17 protein-coding genes are annotated in these 18,567 nt (G+C 72.4%); 14 read left to right on the top strand and 3 right to left on the bottom strand.

The window, feature by feature from the left end:
- Positions 1–8: 8 nt before the first annotated feature.
- Both IEZ31_RS22510 and IEZ31_RS22505 read left to right on the top strand, forming a co-directional pair.
- Complete coding sequence (locus IEZ31_RS22510) at positions 9–482, top strand: cupin domain-containing protein (RefSeq protein WP_190251904.1); 474 nt, start codon at positions 9–11, stop codon at positions 480–482.
- A gap of 90 nt (positions 483–572) precedes the next feature.
- Entirely contained in the window at positions 573–2,807 is a 2,235-nt protein-coding gene (locus IEZ31_RS22505) for a putative bifunctional diguanylate cyclase/phosphodiesterase (protein ID WP_190251903.1), read from the top strand.
- 153 nt (positions 2,808–2,960) lie between these two features.
- Here the strand turns inward: IEZ31_RS22505 and IEZ31_RS22500 are convergent, their stop codons facing one another.
- Positions 2,961–3,239, bottom strand: a complete 279-nt coding sequence (locus IEZ31_RS22500; protein WP_229835739.1) for an SCO0607 family lipoprotein — start codon at positions 3,237–3,239, stop codon at positions 2,961–2,963.
- A 106-nt stretch (positions 3,240–3,345) separates the two neighbouring features.
- Between IEZ31_RS22500 and IEZ31_RS22495 the strand changes: the two genes are divergently transcribed.
- Positions 3,346–4,344 (top strand): LacI family DNA-binding transcriptional regulator, encoded by a 999-nt coding sequence (locus IEZ31_RS22495; RefSeq protein WP_190251901.1) that lies wholly within the window; start codon positions 3,346–3,348, stop codon positions 4,342–4,344.
- Between the two features lie 268 nt (positions 4,345–4,612).
- Here the strand turns inward: IEZ31_RS22495 and IEZ31_RS22490 are convergent, their stop codons facing one another.
- Positions 4,613–5,602 (bottom strand): LacI family DNA-binding transcriptional regulator, encoded by a 990-nt coding sequence (locus IEZ31_RS22490; RefSeq protein ID WP_190251934.1) that lies wholly within the window; start codon positions 5,600–5,602, stop codon positions 4,613–4,615.
- Positions 5,603–6,004: 402 nt separating this feature from the next.
- Between IEZ31_RS22490 and IEZ31_RS22485 the strand changes: the two genes are divergently transcribed.
- The 11 genes from IEZ31_RS22485 (at position 6,005) to IEZ31_RS22435 (ending at position 17,545) form a co-directional block, all read left to right on the top strand.
- Positions 6,005–6,940: an ABC transporter substrate-binding protein gene (locus tag IEZ31_RS22485; RefSeq protein ID WP_190251933.1), complete on the top strand. Its 936-nt coding sequence runs from the start codon at positions 6,005–6,007 to the stop codon at positions 6,938–6,940.
- A 9-nt stretch (positions 6,941–6,949) separates the two neighbouring features.
- Positions 6,950–8,464 carry a sugar ABC transporter ATP-binding protein gene (locus IEZ31_RS22480; protein WP_190251900.1) on the top strand — a complete coding sequence of 505 codons (1,515 nt, stop codon included), beginning with the start codon at positions 6,950–6,952 and terminating at the stop codon, positions 8,462–8,464.
- Entirely contained in the window at positions 8,461–9,486 is a 1,026-nt protein-coding gene (locus IEZ31_RS22475; protein ID WP_190251899.1) for an ABC transporter permease, read from the top strand. The genes IEZ31_RS22480 and IEZ31_RS22475 overlap by 4 nt, the downstream gene beginning before the upstream one ends.
- A complete protein-coding gene (yjfF, locus tag IEZ31_RS22470; protein WP_190251898.1) occupies positions 9,483–10,460 on the top strand; it encodes a galactofuranose ABC transporter, permease protein YjfF in 978 nt (325 codons plus the stop codon). The genes IEZ31_RS22475 and yjfF overlap by 4 nt, the downstream gene beginning before the upstream one ends.
- Positions 10,457–12,079 (top strand): ribulokinase, encoded by a 1,623-nt coding sequence (gene araB, locus IEZ31_RS22465; protein ID WP_190251897.1) that lies wholly within the window; start codon positions 10,457–10,459, stop codon positions 12,077–12,079. Before yjfF ends, araB begins: the two co-directional genes overlap by 4 nt.
- The gene (locus IEZ31_RS22460; protein ID WP_190251896.1) at positions 12,076–12,750 is read left to right on the top strand and encodes an L-ribulose-5-phosphate 4-epimerase; all 675 of its coding nucleotides are present in this window, start codon (positions 12,076–12,078) and stop codon (positions 12,748–12,750) included. Before araB ends, IEZ31_RS22460 begins: the two co-directional genes overlap by 4 nt.
- A complete protein-coding gene (gene araA, locus IEZ31_RS22455; RefSeq protein ID WP_190251895.1) occupies positions 12,747–14,237 on the top strand; it encodes an L-arabinose isomerase in 1,491 nt (496 codons plus the stop codon). Before IEZ31_RS22460 ends, araA begins: the two co-directional genes overlap by 4 nt.
- Before the next feature lie 84 nt (positions 14,238–14,321).
- A complete protein-coding gene (locus IEZ31_RS22450; protein ID WP_308429425.1) occupies positions 14,322–15,152 on the top strand; it encodes an alpha/beta hydrolase in 831 nt (276 codons plus the stop codon).
- Positions 15,153–15,194: 42 nt separating this feature from the next.
- Positions 15,195–15,551: a tetratricopeptide repeat protein gene (locus IEZ31_RS22445; RefSeq protein ID WP_190251893.1), complete on the top strand. Its 357-nt coding sequence runs from the start codon at positions 15,195–15,197 to the stop codon at positions 15,549–15,551.
- Between the two features lie 96 nt (positions 15,552–15,647).
- Positions 15,648–16,247, top strand: a complete 600-nt coding sequence (locus IEZ31_RS22440; RefSeq protein ID WP_190251892.1) for a hypothetical protein — start codon at positions 15,648–15,650, stop codon at positions 16,245–16,247.
- A 74-nt stretch (positions 16,248–16,321) separates the two neighbouring features.
- On the top strand, positions 16,322–17,545 hold the full coding sequence (locus IEZ31_RS22435) for an FAD-dependent oxidoreductase (RefSeq protein ID WP_190251891.1): 1,224 nt from the start codon (positions 16,322–16,324) through the stop codon (positions 17,543–17,545).
- Here the strand turns inward: IEZ31_RS22435 and IEZ31_RS22430 are convergent.
- Positions 17,531–18,523 (bottom strand): aldo/keto reductase, encoded by a 993-nt coding sequence (locus tag IEZ31_RS22430; RefSeq protein ID WP_190251890.1) that lies wholly within the window; start codon positions 18,521–18,523, stop codon positions 17,531–17,533. The two genes, IEZ31_RS22435 and IEZ31_RS22430, sit on opposite strands and share 15 nt — an antisense overlap.
- Between the last annotated feature and the right edge of the window lie 44 nt (positions 18,524–18,567).

Below are 18,567 nucleotides of genomic sequence, written 5' to 3'. Positions count from 1 at the left end.
ATGGTCAAATGGAGGCGTACGTCAGGCGCGACGGAGACGGCGAGGCCCTGTGGTTCCTGGGCAGCCTGGTGACGGTCAAGGCGACCGGCCGGGAGACCCGCGGGCGGCTCACCGTCGTGGAGTTCGTCAACCCGGCCGGGTTCGCCCCGCCGGTGCACCGCCACGTCGACGAGGACGAGATGTTCTACGTCCTGGACGGCACCGCGCGGTACCACTGCGGGGAGCAGACCTTCGAGGCCGGCCCGGGCGACTTCGTCCTGCTGCCGGCCGGCATCCCGCACACGTTCCTGGTCGGCCCGGACGGCCCGCTGCGCACGTTGCAGCTCACCGTGCCGTCGGGGTTCGAGGGCTTCGCCGCGGCGGCGGGCACGCCGGCGGCGCAGCGGCGCCTGCCCGACCCGCAGGCGGTCGACCCGGCGGCGCTGGCCGAGGCCGCCGCCCGCCACGGCATCGAGCTGCTCGGCCCGCCCCCGACGCCGTAGGACGGTGTACCTGGGAAACCGCAACCGGGACGCACCTGGTACCGGTGCGTTCCGGCTCAGGTCCATGCGCTGCGCACCGATCATCGGGCCATGTCGGAGAGCGCGCTGGAGCAGCACGAGGGTGAGTACCGGGCCCGCCAGATCAGGCTGGGCACCTGGATCGCCGTCGGCGTGATCCTCATCGGCGCCGTGCGGGTGCAGATGGACTGGCAGGGGGCGCCCTGGCTGGTCGGGCTCATCGCCGCCGCCGGCATCGGGCAGGCCTTCCTCGCCTGCCTGCCCTGGCAGGAGCTGGCCGGCCGGCCGTGGCTCAACCGGGCCCTCGTCAGCTGGTGGCTGGCCAACGTGGCCCTGCTGCTCGGCTTCTGCGCCTACGACGTCGCCGCGCTGGCCATCTTCCCGGCCGGCGTGACGCTCGTGCTCGCCTCGACCGCGGCGCTCGCCTCCGAGCGCGCCGTGATCGGCATCGGGTCGCTGTCGATCCTGGGGTACCTCGGCCTCGTCGTCACCAGGGACCGGCCGGTCGCCGGCACCCTCGCGGCGCTGACCGTCGCCCTGATGGCCGGCGTGACGTGGTTCTGCGCGCGGACCGCCAGCAACCGCCGGCGGCTCGACACCATGCGCCGCGCGGCGGAGCGCAAGATCGAGGCCCTGCTGGAGAACTCCTCCGACGCGGTACTGGCGGTGCAGCCCACCGGCGGCGTGACGTACGCGAGCCCGTCCTGGCGCACGATGCTGGGCTACGACCCGGGGTACGTCAGCAGCGACCTGCTCATGGACATCACCCACCCCGACTACCTGCCGACCGTCATGGAGTGGTGGCTCGCCCTGGCCGGCGGCCCGCCGGGGGCGAAGGCGCTCATCGAGTCGCGGGTGCGCCGCGCCGACGGCGGCTACATCCACGCCGAGGTCACCGGCACCAACCTCCAGCACGACCCGGCCCTCAACGCTGTCGTGCTCGGCATCCGCGACATCACCGCCCGCAAGGAGCTGGAGGAGGAGCTGACCCGGCAGGCGTTCGCCGACTCGCTCACCGGCATGCCGAACCGGGCCCTGTTCCGCGACCGCCTGGAGCACGCCATCGCCCGCAACCGCCGCGGCGGCGGGCGGATCACCCTGCTGCTCGTCGACCTCGACGACTTCAAGCTGGTCAACGACAGCCTCGGGCACACCGCCGGCGACCAGCTCATCGCGACCACCGCGCTGCGCCTGCACCAGCAGCTGCGGGCCGCCGACACGCTCGCCCGGCTCGGCGGCGACGAGTTCGCCGTCCTGGTCGAGGACATCAACGAGGTCGAGGCGATGGACCTGGCCGAGCGGCTGCTCGCCGCGATCCGCCGCCCGCTGCGCCTCGGCAACCGCGAGGTGGTGTGCTCGGCGAGCATCGGCGTGGCCACCGCCAAGGCCGGCGAGGGCGACGACGGCCCCGACCCGGGCGAGCTGCTGCGCAACGCCGACCTGGCGATGTACGCCGCCAAGGGCGCCGGCCGGGACCGCTACGCGCTGTTCGACCCGGCGATGTACGCCGACATCATGCGCGAGGCGGAGGACCGCGCGGAGCTGGAGGGCGCCCTCGCCGGCCAGGAGTTCGTCGTGCACTACCAGCCGATCGTGGACCTGCCGACGAGCCGCCTCATCGGCGTCGAGGCCCTGGTCCGCTGGCAGCACCCGGAGCGCGGCCTGATCGGCCCGAACACGTTCATCCCGCTCGCCGAGTCGACCGGCCTCATCGTTCCGCTCGGCCGCTGGGTGCTGCGCCAGGCCTGCGAACAGCTGGCCGCCTGGTGCGCCGAGTTCCCGCTCGCCCGCGGCATCCGGGTCAACGTGAACCTGTCCGCCCGGCAGTTCCAGCACGAGGGCCTGGTCGAGGAGATCGCGGGCATCCTCGCCGGGACCGGCGTGAACCCGCACCAGATCGTCCTGGAGATCACCGAGTCGCTGCTCATGCAGGACACCGACTCGACCATCGACACCCTCGGCCGCCTCAAGGCCCTGGGCGTGCGCCTGGCGATCGACGACTTCGGGACGGGCTACTCGTCGCTGTCGTACCTCAAGCGCTTCCCCGTCGACATCCTGAAGATCGACCGCTCCTTCGTCGACGGCATCGACACCGTCGACGGCGACGCCACCCTGGCCGAGGCGGTCGTGCAGCTCGGCCGGGCCCTGCAGCTGCAGACCGTCGCCGAGGGTATCGAGACCGCCGAGCAGTGGTCGACCCTGCAGGACCTCGGCTGCGAGTTCGGCCAGGGCTACCTGTTCGCCCGCCCGGGCGCCGCGGCCGAGATCGCCACCATCCTCACCGGCACCGCCGCCGACCCCGACTAGCGGCCGCCGCCCGGTGGCGCTCGACGGCCCGGCCGAGCTGGTCGGCGTTGCGCAGCACGTCACCCGGGTCGCACCGCGCCGAGGCCCAGGCCCGGCTCCCGGCGGCATGCCGCCGGACCTCCCGCGCCACGATCGGGAGGTCAACCACACACGTCAACCGGAGACGATGTTGCCCGACTCGTCGACGGTCTTGCCGCGCCAGTACACGTCCCACTCGTCGTCGACGTGCTTCGGGACCTTGCCGTCCGGGTACCGCACGTAGCCGGCCGGCGGGTCCTGCCCGTCGCGCACGCAGACCCGCCCTGTCGGATTGCCGACCGCCTTGGCCGGATACTCGCCGTCACGGCAGACGGCGTCGCGCCCGAGGCAGCCACCAAGGAGCAGCGCCGCGGTCAGCGCGGCCGCCGCGAGGGTCGCCGTTTTCGCCCGCACAGGTGTCACCGTACGCAAACCCCGGCCGGTCGGCATATCGTGGCATCGCTAACATCAACGGCGGGGGAGGGCGATGCGCGCGACCAGTCATAACAGAGCCGCGGTGATGAACGATGTCGCGCGGCTGGCGGGCGTGTCCCACCAGACGGTGTCGAGGGTGCTCAACGACCATCCGAGCGTGAGCCCGGCGACCCGGGAGCGGGTGCTGGAGGCGGTGCGCCAGCTCAACTACCGGCCCAACGCCATGGCCCGTGGCCTGGCCGGCCGCCGGTCCCGGGTGGTGGGCGTGGTCAGCTTCGACACGATTCTGTACGGGCCGGCCTCGACCCTGCTCGGCATCGAGCGCGCGGCCCGCGCCGCCGGCTACGGCGTCAGCATCGTCACGCTGGAGCGGATCGACCACACCGGCATGGTGGAGGCGCTCAACGCGCTGGCCGACCAGTCGGTCGCCGGCGTCGTCGTCATCGCGCCGCAGACCGCGGCCGCGGCGGCGCTGCACAACATGCCGCTGGGTATGGCCGCGGTCGCCGTCGAGTCCGACACGGGCGGCGAGATCCCGGCCATCTCGGTCGACCAGGTGACCGGCGCCCGCCTGGCGGTCCGCCACCTGCTGGAGCTGGGCCACCGCAGGGTGTGGCACCTGTCCGGCCCGCGCGACTGGCTGGAGACCCACGGCCGCATCGAGGGCTGGCGCAGCACCCTGGAGGAGGCCGGCCTGCCCGCCCCGAGGCTCATCACGGGCGACTGGAGCGCCCGCTCGGGCTACTCGGCGGGCATCGAGCTGGCCGCCCGCGACGACGTGACCGCGGTCTTCGCCGGCAACGACCAGATGGCGCTGGGCATGATGCGCGCCTTCCACGAGCACGGCATCCGCGTCCCGGACGACGTGAGCATCGTCGGCTTCGACGACATCCCGGAGGCGGAGTTCCTGTCGCCACCGCTGACCACGATCCGCCAGGACTTCGACGAGGTGGGCCGCCGCTGCATCGCGGCCCTGCTGCGCCTGATCGAGGCCGACCTGCGGGAGGGCCCGGACCGCCCGGACCCCGACCCGAGGGTGACCCCGACCCTGATCCTGCGCCGCAGCACCGCCCCGCCCCGCTAGGGGGCCCCGCGCCCTGAGGCGGCCGGCCACCCGACGGAGTGCGCGGGAGCCCGAGCGGCGCGCGGCCGTTTGCGACGGAGGCCGGGCGGCGCGCGGCCGTTTGCGACGGAGGCCGGGCGGTGCGGCCGTTTGCGACCCGAGTTGACCTTGGAAGATTGCCGCTGCCCCGGCGACGGTAATCCACCAAGGTCAACTCGGCTGGTCGATCTGGCCGCGCGATCCGCGCGCTGAACGATCGTGGGATCGACCAAAGTCGGGCGGTGGCGGGTCAGGCGGCGCGTGACGAGCGGGCCGAGGCGCGCACCACCAGGTGGGGCGCCAGGTGCACCGGCCCCGCCGGGGCCGGCGCCCCCGACAGCTGCCCGATCAGCAGCTCCACGCTGCGCCGCCCCAGCTCCGCGAAGTCCTGGTGGACGGTGGTCAGCGGCGGCAGGAAGTACCCGGACTCGGGCGTGTCGTCGAAGCCGACCACGCTGACCTCGCCCGGCACCCGGCGGCCCGCCTCGTGGAACGCCCGCAGGACGCCCAGCGCGATGTGGTCGTTGCCGCAGAACACCGCCGTCACCGCCGGGTCGACGGCCAGGCGCTGGCCGCGCAGGTAGCCCGACCGTGCGCTCCAGTCGCCCGGCTCCACCCGCGGGACCGAGGCGCCGGCGGCGTGCAGGGTCTGGCGCCAGCCGTCGATGCGGTCGCGGGCCTCGGGCCAGTCCGCCGGGCCGGGCACGTGGTGGACCGTCGCATGGCCCAGTTCCAGGAGATGCCGCGTCGCCAGGCTGGCCCCTCGGACGTTGTCCACCCGCAGCATCGGCACCGACCCGTCGTCGGCCCCGCCGACGCCCACCGCCGGGGTGCCCGCGGGCACCTGCGTGAGCGCGTCGGCCACCGAGTTCTTCGGAGCGATCGCGATGATCCCCTCCACGGCCTGCGCGCACAGCTGCTCGACCGCGTCCAGGACCGAGTGGCGGTCCAGGGAGCGTACGGTCGCGATGCTCACGTAGTAGCCGGCCTCGCGGGCGGCCTTCTCGATGCCGTAGATCATCGACGCCGGGCCGGCGAGGGTCGTCTCGAAGCCGATCAGGCCGATCGTGCGGGACCGGGCGGTCACCAGGGTCCGGGCCGCCAGGTTGCGCCGGTAGTTGAGCACCCGGACCGCGTCGAGCACCCGGCCGCGGGTCGCCGGGCTGACGTTCGGCAGGTTGTTGAGCACCCGCGACACCGTCTGGTGCGACACCCCGGCGAGCCGCGCGACGTCGCGCATGCCGACCTTGCGCAGCGGGGGCTGGACGGCGTCGAGCTCGGGCCCGCCGCCGTGCGCCACCGGTCCCCGCCGATCGCGGTCCGGCCCAACGACCGATGCAGCCACCGAGTGTCTCCTTCCGGCAACTATCCGACCGCCGGGACTTGACGCCCGGCATGAGAACGCTAACACTCTCGAAATACAAGCGCGATGGCCAATGTAACGACGGGCCTACGCGGCTGAACACCACACCGCACACCCCGGCGGTGCGGTGATCTGCCCTTGATTGTGAACGTTCACCAAGAACCACCGCAGCACCACCGCACGCCCCTGCACGACACCCCCACATTCCGAAGGGACATCACCCAAGTGTTGAAGAGATGGTCCGCGGCCGTGCTCAGCGGCCTGCTCGTCCTGGGCGCCATGGGCGCCTGTGGTGGCGAGAACGAGGCCGGCAGCAACGGCGGGAACGCGGACGACGGCAAGATCACGATGGGCTTCGCCCAGGTCGGCGCGGAGAGCGGGTGGCGCACGGCGAACACCAAGTCGATCCAGGAGGCCGCGGCGGCCGCCGGCATCGACCTGAAGTTCTCCGACGCGCAGCAGAAGCAGGAGAACCAGATCAAGGCCATCCGCAGCTACATCGCGCAGAAGGTCGACGTCATCGCGTTCTCGCCGGTCGTCGAGTCGGGCTGGGACACCGTCCTCAAGGAGGCCAAGGACGCGAAGATCCCGGTCATCCTGACCGACCGCGCGGTGGACTCGAAGGACACCTCGCTGTACAAGACCTTCATCGGCTCCGACTTCGTGCTCGAGGGCAAGAAGGCCGGCGAGTGGCTGGTCAAGGAGTACCAGGGCAAGACCGACACGGTGAACATCGTCGAGCTGCAGGGCACCACCGGCTCGGCGCCCGCCAACGACCGCAAGGCCGGCTTCGGCGACGTCATCAAGGCCGACCCGAAGTTCAAGGTGATCGCCTCGCAGACCGGTGACTTCACCCGGGCCAAGGGCAAGGAGGTCATGGAGGCCTTCCTGAAGGCCAACCCGAAGATCGACGTGCTCTACGCGCACAACGACGACATGGGTCTCGGCGCGATCGAGGCGATCGAGGCGGCCGGCAAGAAGCCCGGCGTCGACATCAAGATCATCACGGTCGACGCGGTCAAGGACGGCATGACGGCCCTCGCCGCCGGCAAGATCAACTTCATCGTCGAGTGCTCCCCGCTGCTTGGCCCTCAGCTCATGGACCTGGCCAAGAAGGTCGTCAAGGGCGAGACGGTCGAGCAGCGCGTGCTGACCGAGGAGACCACGTTCACTCCCGAGCAGGCCAAGGCCGCCCTCCCGGACCGTAAGTACTGAGACACCGCCATGACCGAAGCAATGCTGACGATGACCGGTATCAGCAAGCAGTTTCCGGGCGTCAAAGCCCTGGAGGACGTGGACTTCCGCCTGTACCCCGGCGAGGTCCACGCCCTCATGGGCGAGAACGGCGCCGGGAAGTCGACCCTGATCAAGGTGCTGACCGGGGTCTACAGCACGGACGCGGGCGAGATCGTGCTCGACGGCCGGCCGGTGAGCTTCACCGGGCCGTTGGCGGCCACCCAGGCCGGGATCAGCACGGTCTACCAGGAGGTGAACCTCTGCACCAACCTCTCGGTGGCGGAGAACATCTTCATCGGCCGCGAGCCGACCCGCTTCGGGCACATCCGGTGGGGGGTGATGCGCCGCCGCGCCGCCGACCTGCTCCACCGCTTGGAGCTCGATCTCGACGTGGCGGCGCCCCTTTCCGCCTACTCGATCGCGATCCAGCAGATGGTCGCGATCGCCCGGGCCATCGACGTCGACGCGAAGGTCCTCGTCCTGGACGAACCGACCTCCAGCCTCGACAAGGGTGAGGTCGCCCAGCTGTTCCGGGTCATGCGGCAGCTGCGCGACCAGGGCATCGCGATCCTGTTCGTGTCGCACTTCCTCGACCAGATCTACGAGGTGTGCGACCGCATGACGATCCTGCGCAACGGGCGGCTGGTCGGCGAGCACCGCGTCGCCGACCTGCCGCAGCTGGAGCTGGTCAGCCTCATGATCGGCAAGGAGCTCGCGGCGCTGGAGCGCCTCGAGGACCAGCCGAAGCGCAACCTGTCCACCGCCGAGCCCATCGTGGTCGCCGACGGGCTCGGCCGGACCGGCGCGGTGGAGCCGTTCAGCCTCACGATCCACAAGGGCGAGGTGGTCGGCCTGGCCGGCCTCCTCGGCTCCGGCCGCACCGAGATCGCCCGGCTGTTCTTCGGCGCCGACAAGTCCGACAGCGGCCGGGTCAGCATCGACGGCAAGTCGGTGGCGATGCACGGCCCGCGCACGGCGATGGACCACGACATCGCGTACTGCTCGGAGAACCGGCGCACCGAGGGCCTGGTCGAGGAGCTGTCGGTCCGGGAGAACGTCGTCCTGGCACTGCAGGCCGCCCGTGGTTGGTCCCGGCCGCTGTCGCGGCGCCGGCAGGACGAGCTCGTCCAGAAGTACGTCAAGGCGCTCGACATCCGCCCGGCCGACCCGGAGCTGCCGGTCCGCAACCTCTCCGGCGGCAACCAGCAGAAGGTCCTGCTGGCGCGGTGGCTCATCACCGAGCCCCGGCTGCTCATCCTCGACGAGCCGACGCGGGGCATCGACGTCGGCGCCAAGACCGAGATCCAGCGGCTCGTCATCGAACTGTCCGACGGCGGGATGGCCGTGCTGTTCATCTCCGCCGAACTGGAAGAGGTCCTCCGCCTGAGCCACAAGATCGCGGTACTGCGGGACCACCGCCTGGTCGCCGAGCTACCCAACACCGACGACGTGGACACCGACCGGCTGATGGCGGCGATCGCGAGCGGAGGTGGGCGAGCGTGAAGCGCTTCCTGTGGCCCCTCGTGGTCCTCGCGATCCTGCTGGTCGTCAACGTGCTGTTCTCGCACAGCTTCTTCAACGTCGAGCTGCGCGGGGGGCACCTCTACGGCAGCCTCATCGACATCCTCCGCGCGAGCGCCCCGCTCGCCCTCGTCGCGCTCGGCATGACCCTGGTCATCGCCACCGGCGGCATCGACCTGTCGGTCGGCGCGGTCGTCGCCATCGCCGGCGCCCTCGCCTGCCTGCAGATCAGCGACCTCGGCGACCAGAACAGCGTCACCGGCGTGCTGCTCGCCGTCGGCCTGGCGCTGCTGCTGTCGCTCGGCCTCGGCCTGTGGAACGGGTTCCTGGTCGCGACCGTCGGCATCCAGCCGATCATCGCCACGCTGATCCTCATGGTGGCCGGCCGCGGCCTCGCCCAGCTCATCACGGACGGGCAGATCATCACGATCAACAGCTCGCCGTACAAGATGATCGGCGCCGGCTACTGGCTCGGGCTCCCGCTGAACGTGCTCATCGCCGCGCTGGTGGTCGTGCTCGCGGTGCTGCTCGTGCGCCGCTCCGCGCTCGGCATGCTGCTGGAGGCGGTCGGCGGCAACGCCGAGGCCAGCCGCCTGGCCGGCATCCGCTCGCGGTGGCTGATCCTCACCGTCTACGTGTTCGCCGGGCTGTGCGCCGGCATCGCCGGGCTGATGATCAGCTCCAACGTGTCCAGCGCCGACGGCAACAACGCCGGCCTGCTCATCGAGCTCGACGCGATCCTGGCCGTCGTCATCGGCGGCACGTCCCTGTCCGGCGGCCGGTTCTCCATCCTCGGCACCGTCCTGGGCGCGGTCATCATCAAGACCCTCGACATCACCATCTACACGATCGGCGTCCCGCCCGAGATCACGCTGCTGTTCAAGGCGATCGTCGTCATCGCCCTGTGCCTCGCGCAGTCGCCGAAGTTCCGGGCCGCGTTCCAGCGCCGCCGCCGTCCCCCGGCGGCGGTTCCCGCTCCCGAAAAGGTCGAGGTGCCGGTATGACGACCCTCGAGATCCGCCGCTTCGTCACCCCCCGCCAGCGGCACATCCCCGTGCTCGCCACCCTCGCGCTGCTCGTCGGCATGTACGGCGCCGGCATCGTCGCCTACGACGGCTTCGACGACACCCAGGTCGTGCTGAACGTCTTCATCGACAACGCGTTCCTGCTCGTCGTCGCGATCGGCATGACGTTTGTGATCCTCACCGGCGGCATCGACCTGTCGGTCGGCGCGGTCGTCGCCCTCACCACGATGATCGCCGCGTCGCTGCTGGAGAAGGGCTGGTCGCCCGGCATCGTCCTGCCCCTGGTGCTGGCCGTCGGCGCGATCATCGGCCTGGCCATGGGCGCCGTCATCCACTTCTTCGATATCCAGCCGTTCATCGCCACGCTCGCCGGCATGTTCCTGGCCCGCGGCCTGTGCTACGTGATCAGCACCGACTCGATCCCGATCACCGAAACGTTCTGGACCCACATGGCCCAGGACAAGCTGCGCTTCGGCGGCTTCCACATCTCCTACAGCGTCGTCATCGCGCTGGTCGTGGTGCTCGCCGCGGCCTACGTGCTGGCGTACACCCGGTTCGGCCGCAACGTCTACGCCCTCGGCGGCAACCAGCAGTCGGCGCTGCTCATGGGCCTGCCCGTCGGCCGCACCCGGATCGCCGTCTACACCCTCAGCGGCCTGTGCTCGGCCCTCGGCGGGGTCCTGCTGAGCTTCTACATGTCCTCCGGCTACGGCCTGCACGCCCTGGGCATGGAGCTCGACGCGATCGCCGCCGTCGTCATCGGCGGGACCGTCCTCACCGGCGGCTCCGGCTTCCTCTTCGGCACCGTCCTCGGCGTCGGTGTGCTCGGCCTCATCCAGACCATCATCACGTTCCAGGGCAATCTCAGCTCCTGGTGGACCAAGATCGTCATCGGTGCGCTGCTGTTCGTCTTCATCGTCCTGCAGCGGGCCGTGGCGCGGAGAAGCAGATGACGCAGTATGTAGTCGGTGTCGACTTCGGCACCCTGTCGGGCCGGGCCGTCGTGGTCCGCGTCGGCGACGGGGCGGAGGTCGGCACGGCCGTCCACGAGTACCGCCACGGTGCCGTCGAACGGACCCTCCCGCACACCGGCGAGGCGCTGCCCCCGCACTGGGCGCTGCAGATCCCGTCCGACTGGACCGACGTCCTGCGCAACGCCGTCCCCGCGGCGGTCGCGTCGGCCGGCGTCGACCCGGCCGCGGTGATCGGGATCGCCACGGACTTCACCGCGTGCACGTTCCTGCCGGTGCTCGCCGACGGCACGCCGCTGTCGGACGTGCTGCCGGCGCAGCGCCACGCGTACCCGAAGCTGTGGAAGCACCACGCGGCGCAGGGCCAGGCGGACCGGATCAACGCCCTCGCGGCCTCCCGCCGGGAGTCCTGGCTGCCACGGTACGGCGGGAAACTGTCGTCCGAGTGGCAGCTCGCGAAGGCGCTGCAGGTGCTCGAGGAGGCGCCGGAGATCTACGCGCGCGCCGACCGGTTCATCGAGGCGGCCGACTGGATCGTCTGGCAGCTGGCGGGCGTCGAGACGCGCAACGCGTGCACGGCCGGCTACAAGGGCGTCTTCCAGGACGGCACGTACCCGTCGAAGGCCTATCTGGAGGCCCTGCACCCGGGCTTCGGCGACTGGGTGTCCAAGGTGGACGGCCCGCTGTCGCCGCTCGGCGGCCGGGCCGGCTCGCTGACCGCCGAGGCGGCGGCCTGGACCGGCCTGCCGGCCGGCATCGCGGTGGCGGTGGGCAACGTCGACGCCCACGTCACCGCGCCGGCCGCCAAGGCCGTCTCGCCGGGGCAGCTGGTCGCCATCATGGGCACGTCCACCTGCCACGTGATGAGCGGCGAGTCCCTCGCCGACGTGCCCGGCATGTGCGGCGTGGTCCAGGACGGGATCATCCCCGGCCTGTGGGGCTTCGAGGCCGGCCAGTCCGGCGTCGGCGACATCTTCGCCTGGTTCGTCGAGACCCAGCTGCGCGGCGGCGTCACCCACGAGGAGCTCACACAGCTCGCCGCGGCGCAGCGCCCCGGGCAGCACGGCCTGGTCGCGCTCGACTGGCACAACGGCAACCGCTCGGTCCTCGTCGACCACGGCCTGTCCGGCGTCATCGTCGGGCAGACCCTCGCGACCCGCCCGGAGGACGTGTACCGGGCGCTGGTCGAGGCGACGGCCTTCGGCACCCGCACGATCGTGGAGACGCTCGAGCTGTCGGGCGTCCCGGTGACCGAGTTCATCGCCGCCGGCGGCCTGTTGAAGAACAGGTTCCTGATGCAGGTGTACTGCGACGTGCTGCGCCGGCCGATCTCGGTCATCGGCTCGGAGCAGGGCCCGGCGCTGGGCTCGGCGATCCACGCGGCGGTCGCCGCCGGCGCCTACCCGGACATCCGGGCCGCCGCCGAGGCGATGGGCCGGGTGGAGCGCGACGTCTACGTGCCCGATCCCGGGGCCGCCGACGTCTACGACCGCCTCTACGCCGTGTACGTCGAGCTGCACGACCACTTCGCCGGGTCGGCCAGGGGCGGCAGCGACGCGCTGCACCGGCTGCGGGCCCTGCGCGAGGAGGTGGCCGCGTGAGCGACGACCTGCGCAAGGAGGTGTGCGACCTGCACGCCCAGCTCATCCGGTGGGGCCTGGTCACCTGGACCGCCGGCAACGTCTCGGCGCGGGTGCCCGGCGAGGACCTCCTCGTCATCAAGCCCTCCGGGGTCATGTACGACGAGCTGACGCCCGATCACATGGTGATCTGCGACCTCGACGGCAAGCTCGTCGAGGGCGACCACGCGCCGTCGTCCGACACCGAGGCCCACGCGTACGTGTACCGGCACATGCCGCACGTCGGCGGGGTCGTGCACACCCACAGCCCGTATGCGACCGCCTGGGCCGCCCGGGGCGAACCCATCCCGTGCTCGCTCACGGCGATGGCCGACGAGTTCGGCGGGGACATCCCGGTCGGGCCGTTCGCCCTCATCGGCTCCGACGCGATCGGGCGGGGGATCGTCGAGACGCTCACCGGGCACCGTTCCCCGGCCGTCCTCATGCGCCAGCACGGGCCGTTCACCATCGGTACCACCGCCAAGGCCGCGGTCAAGGCCGCCGTCATGTGCGAGGACGTGGCCCGCACCATGCACTTCGCCCGTCAGCTCGGGTCCGTCGAGCGACTGCCCGCCGCGGCCGTCGACTCGCTGCACGACCGCTACCAGAACGTCTACGGCCAGCACAACTCCGGTAAGAAGGGCGCACGATGACGCACGAGGTTTGGTTCCTGACCGGCAGCCAGGGCCTGTACGGCCCGGAGACGCTGGAGCAGGTGGCGTCGCAGTCGCGCCAGATCGCCGCGGCCCTCGACGAGGCGCCCGACATCGGCGTGCGGGTCGTGTGGAAGCCGGTGCTGACCTCGGCCGCCGACATCCTGCGGATCTGCCTGGAGGCCGGCAACGACGCGAACGTCGTCGGCGTCGTCGCCTGGATGCACACGTTCTCCCCGGCCAAGATGTGGATCTCCGGCCTGGACGCGCTGCGCACGCCGCTGCTGCACCTGCACACCCAGTCCAACGTCGCGCTGCCCTGGGCCGACATCGACATGGACTTCATGAACCTCAACCAGGCCGCCCACGGCGACCGCGAGTTCGGGTACATCCAGTCCCGCCTCGGCGTGGCCCGCAAGACCGTCGCCGGGCACGTCAGCGACCCGCGGGTCCTGCAGCGCATCGGCGCCTGGACGCGGGCCGCCGTGGGCTACGCGGCGATGCGCAACCTGCGCCTGGCCCGCTTCGGCGACAACATGCGCGACGTCGCCGTGACCGAGGGCGACAAGGTCGAGGCCCAGCTGCGCTTCGGCGTCTCGGTGAACACGTACGGCGTCAACGACCTCGTCGCCGCCGTGGACGCCGCCCTGGACGCCGACGTCGACAAGCTGGTGAAGGAGTACGCCGACACCTACCGCGTCGCGCCGGCGCTGCTCGCGGAGCGGTCGGACGCGCTGCGGTACGCCGCCCGCATCGAGCTCGGCCTGCGCTCGTTCCTCGACGCGGGCGGCTTCAAGGCGTTCACGACGAACTTCGAGGACCTCGGCGGCCTGCGCCAGCTGCCCGGCCTGGCCGTGCAGCGGCTGATGGCCGACGGGTACGGCTTCGGCGGCGAGGGCGACTGGAAGACCTCCGTCCTCGTGCGCACCCTCAAGGCCATGGCCCCCGGCGGTGACTCCAGGGGCACGTCCTTCATGGAGGACTACACCTACGACCTCACGCCCGGCAACGAGGTCATCCTCGGCGCGCACATGCTGGAGGTCTGCCCGTCGATCGCCGCCGGCACGCCGTCGTGCGAGATCCACCCGCTCGGCATCGGCGGCCGCGAGGACCCGGTCCGCCTGGTCTTCGACGCCGCCCCCGGCCCGGCGATCGTCGTCGGCCTGGCCGACCTGGGGGAGCGGTTCCGCCTGGTCGCCAACGAGATCGAGGTCGTGGCGCCGTCGGCCCCGCTGCCGAAGCTCCCGGTCGCCCGCGCGGTCTGGAAGCCGGCCCCGTCCCTGTCCACGTCGGCGGAGGCCTGGCTGACCGCGGGCGGCCCGCACCACACGGTGCTCTCGCAGGTGGTCGGCGCCGAGGAGCTGCACGACCTGGCCGAGATGGTCGGCACCGAGCTGCTCGTCATCGACGCCGGCACGACCACGCGCGAGTTCACCAAGGAGGTCCGCTGGAACGCGGCCTACTACCGCCTGGCGCGCGGCTTCTGACGGTCGCCGCACGGTTCCCGGGCGGGCCGGCGCGCCCGCCCGGGTCCTTGCGGTACCGGCTGGTTCCGGCGGACGATGCTTGCCATGCAGCGCGAGGAGAGCAGCCTCACCGGTGGCGGCGGGGTCCGCATCGTGTACGACGTCTGGACGCCGGGCGGTGACGTGTCCGGGGCCGTCGTCCTGTCCCACGGGATGGGGGAGCACGCCCGGCGGTACGATCACGTGATCGCCCGCCTCGGCGAGCTCGGCCTGGTCGTGTATGCCCCCGACCACCGCGGCCACGGCCGCTCCGGCGGCAAGCGCCTGCTGGCCCGGCGCATCGGCGAGTTCACCGCCGACCTGGACCTGCTCGTGGCCGAGGTCGCCGGGCGCCACCCCGGGCAGGCGCCGTTCCTGATCGGCCACAGCATGGGCGCGATGATCGCCCTCGCGTACGCGCTCGACCACCAGTCGTCCCTGCGCGGGCTGGTGCTCTCGGGCACCCCGGTGCTGCCCGGCAACGGGATCCCGAAGCCGGCGATGGCCGTCGCCAAGATCCTCGGGCGCATCGCTCCCGGGGCGCCGGTGCAGTCGCTGCCCTCGGCGTACATCTCCAAGGACCCGGAGGTCGTGGCCCGCTACGACGCCGACCCGCTGGTCCACCACGGCAAGATCCCGGCCGGCCTGGGCGGCGCGATGCTGACCCAGATGGCCGTGTTCCAGCAGCGGCTGCCGTCCCTGACGCTCCCGGTGCTGGTCCTGCACGGCGCCGAGGACCGCCTGGTCGACCAGGAGTCCAGCCGCCTCATCGCCGCCCGCGCGGGCTCGACCGACCTGACCCTGCACGTGTACGAGGGCCTGCACCACGAGGTCTACAACGAACCCGAGCAGGAGCGGGTCCTGGACGACCTCGTGGGCTGGCTCAAGGCGCACTGAGGGCGGGAACATTTCGCGTCCGCGGCGGCGTTGACACCTGCCATGACCGACATGATCGCCGAGTACCGGAGGGGTGTCCTCTACCTGGACGCCGGTGACCCGATCGAGGCGGCGAAGATCCTCGCCGCCGTCCTCGAGGCGGAGCCGGGCAACGCCGAGGTGCGGCTGTGGCTGGCCCGCGCCTACTTCGCGTCCGCGCAGCTGCACCGGGCCGAGACCCAGCTGCGGGCGCTCGTCGACCGCGATCCGAGCGACCACTACGCCTGCCACCTGCTGGGCCGCACCCTGGAGCGGCAGAACCGCGGCCGGGAGGCCCTCCCGTACCTCCGGCTCGCCGCCGCCATGGCCGACGTCCCCGACTACGCCAAGGCCGTGGAGCGGGTCGCCGCCAAGCATTGAGACCGGTCGCCCCCGCCCCCGCCCCCGATCCCGAAGAGGCTTCGTGATCGGGGGCGGGGGCAGCGCCGCGGCGGCTGATCGCCTACGGTGTCGGGCGTGACGAGGTATCCGTGGCGCGCCCTGTTGACCGGACTGTGGCGCACCGGCGCCGCGTTCCTCATCACCGCGTGCTTCGTCGCGGTCACCGGGCTCATCGCGGGGCGGCCCGGGTTCGCCTGGCTGCTCGTCGGATCGGTGCTGTCCCTCGGGGCCGCCGTCCCCGGCTACCTGGTCCACCGCGCCGGTGCCCCCGACCACACGGCCCCCAGCCGGATCGTGATGCTGCTCGTGCTGACCTTCACGGCGTGGCTGACGACGCTGCTGGTGCTGCCGGTGTACATGGCGAACCAGGGCCGGCCCGTCAACGCGACCGTCACCCAGATCACCAACGGCTGGCAGCGCGAGACCAGCGGCGACTTCCCGGTCTTCCACGTCCGCGACACCTCCACGGGCGAGGATCTCGGCGGCGTGCGCTTCCTCGACGGCGAGCCCAGGGTCGGCGACCTGCTCGCGGTCCGCGTCGACCCGCGCGGCTGGTTCAACGTCACGGCCGAGCACCCGGTCGGCCGCTTCACCACCCTCGCCCTGATCATCGCCGCCGGCTGCGCCCTGCTCGGGTTCGTCATCGGCGCCGGCGGCCACATGCCGGACGACTGACGGTCGCATGCACGACGCCGCCTGCGCGTACAAGTGCGCAGACCGGAGCCGCCCGGGGCGCGACCGTCTTGGGCATGACGCACTCGAACATCGCCCGCCGGGTCGTCGTGCTGGGCGGCGGGATCGCCGGGCTGCTCGCGGCCGCGGCGCTCGCCCCGCGGCACGACTCGGTCCTCATCGTCGAACGGGACCTGCTGCCGGCCGGGCCCCTGCACCGCCGTGGCGTCCCGCAGGGGCGGCACGTGCACGCCATGCTGCCGCGCGGGCTGCAGGCCGCGGAGGAGCTGCTGCCCGGGTTCACCGACCGCCTCCTCGCCGCCGGCGCGCTGCGGGGTGACATCTCGGCCGACGCCCGGTGGTACCTCAACGGTCGCCGCCTGCGCGCCGCCCGCAGCGGGCTGACCGCCGTGTCGGGGAGCCGCCCGCTCATCGAGCACACCGCCCGCGAGCTCGTCCGCCAGCTGCCGAACGTGCGGTTCCTCGACGGCTACGACATCGTCGGGCTGAGCGCCGGCGACGCCGGGCACCGCGTCGTGCGGGTCACCAGCCGGCACGGCGACGGCTCGCGGGCGCTGCCCGCCGGCCTCGTCGTCGACGCCACCGGCCGGGGCTCCCGCATGCCGCAGTGGCTCGCCGCGCTCGGCGCGACGCCACCGCAGGAGGAGGTCGTCCCGATCGACCTGCGGTACTCGACGCGCATCTTCGCCGACGACGGGCGCTTCGGCACCGATCTCGTCGCCGTCACCGCCCGCTACGGCGACCGCCGCCGCAGCTCGGTCGTGCAGCGGCTGGAGGGCCGCCGGATCCTCGTCACGCTCGCCGGCGTCCGCGGCGAGGTCCCGCCGACCGACCTCGACGGCTTCCTGCGGTACGCCGAGAGCCTCCCCGTGCCCGACACCGCCGACGTCGTCCGCGGCGCGGCCCCGCTCGGCGACGCCGTCACGTTCCGGGTCCCCGCCTACGTGCGGCGCCGGTACGAGCGGGCCGACGTGCCCGGCGGCATCGTCGTCATCGGCGACGCCGCGTGCGCGTTCAACCCGGTCTACGGCCAGGGGATGTCGGTCGCGGCGGTGTGCGCGCTGGCCCTGCGCGACGGCGAGGACGGGTTCTTCGCCCGCCAGGCGGAGGCCCTCGAGGCGCCGTGGGCCCTCGCCACCGGCAGCGACCGGGGCGGCTCGCCACAGGTCCGCGCGCTGCAGCTCGCCGCCTGCGAGGACGACGAGCTGGCGGTCGCGTTCCTGCGCGTCACCGCGCTGGTCGACCCGCCGTCGGCGCTGGCCGCGCTAGCGGCTGCCTAGGCCCGGCATGAACGCCGTCGGGTAGCGGTCGCCCTTGGCCGCGCCGTCCGGCACCGCGCGGTCGATCGCCGCCAGGTCGCCGGCGCTCAGCGCCAGGTCGGCCGCGCCGAGCGCCTCGGACAGCCGCTCCCGGGTGCGGGCGCCGACGAGCGGCACGACGTCCGCGCCCTGCGCCAGCACCCAGGCGATCGCCACCTGGGCCACCGTCGCCCCGCGCGCGTCGGCGACGGCCCGCAGCCCGTCGACGAGCGACAGGTTGTGGTCGACGTTGCCCTCGGCGAAGCGCGGGCTGTGCGCCCGGAAGTCGCCCGGGTCGAGGGGCCGGTCGGTGCGCCAGTGGCCCGAGATGAGACCGCGCGACAGCACGCCGTACGCCGTCAGGCCGATGCCCAGCTCCCGCAGCGTGCCGAGGACCTCGTCCTCGACGCCGCGGGAGATCACGGAGTACTCGATCTGCAGGTCGGCGATCGGGTGCACGGCGTGCGCCCGCCGGATGGTGTCGGCGCCGACCTCCGACAGGCCGATGTGCCGCACCCAGCCCGCCTCGACGAGTTCCCGCAGGCCGCCGATGGTCTCCTCGATCGGCACGGCCGGGTCGAGGCGGGCCGGCCGGTAGATGTCGACGTAGTCGGTGCCGAGGCGGGTCAGCGTGTACCCGAGGAAGTTCTTCGTCGCGATCGGGCGGGTGTCCATCCCGGCGAAGGCGGCGTCGGGCCCGCGCAGCCCGCCGTACTTCACGCTGAGCACCACGTTCTCCCGCTCGCCGGCGCGCAGCGCGTCGCGGATGAGCAGCTCGTTGTGGCCCATCCCGTAGAAGTCGCCCGTGTCGATGAGCGTGACGCCGGCGTCGAGCGCCGCGTGGATGGTGGCGATGCTCTCGTCGCGGTCGGCCGGGCCGTACATGCCCGACATGCCCATGGCGCCGAGGCCGATCGCCGAGACCGCCGGGCCGGTGGTGCCGAGGTTCGTGGTTCGCATGATGTCGCTCCTGTACCGGTTGTGCCTTCCCGAGCACCTTCCCG

It is taken from the genome of Dactylosporangium sucinum (genome assembly GCF_014647515.1).
Classification (GTDB): Bacteria; Actinomycetota; Actinomycetes; order Mycobacteriales; family Micromonosporaceae; genus Dactylosporangium; species Dactylosporangium sucinum.
Note: the sequence above shows the minus strand (reverse complement) of the source record. Positions and strands in the feature narration are given on the sequence as shown.

Coding starts and splice junctions, on each gene's coding strand:
- IEZ31_RS22510 (WP_190251904.1), top strand. CDS start 9: ATGGAGGCGTACGTCAGGCGCGACGGAGACGGCGAGGCCCTGTGGTTC.
- IEZ31_RS22505 (WP_190251903.1), top strand. CDS start 573: ATGTCGGAGAGCGCGCTGGAGCAGCACGAGGGTGAGTACCGGGCCCGC.
- IEZ31_RS22495 (WP_190251901.1), top strand. CDS start 3,346: ATGAACGATGTCGCGCGGCTGGCGGGCGTGTCCCACCAGACGGTGTCG.
- IEZ31_RS22490 (WP_190251934.1), bottom strand. CDS start 5,602: ATGCGCGACGTCGCGCGGCTCGCCGGGGTGTCGCACCAGACGGTGTCG.
- IEZ31_RS22485 (WP_190251933.1), top strand. CDS start 6,005: ATGGGCGCCTGTGGTGGCGAGAACGAGGCCGGCAGCAACGGCGGGAAC.
- IEZ31_RS22480 (WP_190251900.1), top strand. CDS start 6,950: ATGACCGAAGCAATGCTGACGATGACCGGTATCAGCAAGCAGTTTCCG.
- yjfF (WP_190251898.1), top strand. CDS start 9,483: ATGACGACCCTCGAGATCCGCCGCTTCGTCACCCCCCGCCAGCGGCAC.
- araB (WP_190251897.1), top strand. CDS start 10,457: ATGACGCAGTATGTAGTCGGTGTCGACTTCGGCACCCTGTCGGGCCGG.
- araA (WP_190251895.1), top strand. CDS start 12,747: ATGACGCACGAGGTTTGGTTCCTGACCGGCAGCCAGGGCCTGTACGGC.
- IEZ31_RS22450 (WP_308429425.1), top strand. CDS start 14,322: ATGCAGCGCGAGGAGAGCAGCCTCACCGGTGGCGGCGGGGTCCGCATC.
- IEZ31_RS22445 (WP_190251893.1), top strand. CDS start 15,195: ATGACCGACATGATCGCCGAGTACCGGAGGGGTGTCCTCTACCTGGAC.
- IEZ31_RS22435 (WP_190251891.1), top strand. CDS start 16,322: ATGACGCACTCGAACATCGCCCGCCGGGTCGTCGTGCTGGGCGGCGGG.
- IEZ31_RS22430 (WP_190251890.1), bottom strand. CDS start 18,523: ATGCGAACCACGAACCTCGGCACCACCGGCCCGGCGGTCTCGGCGATC.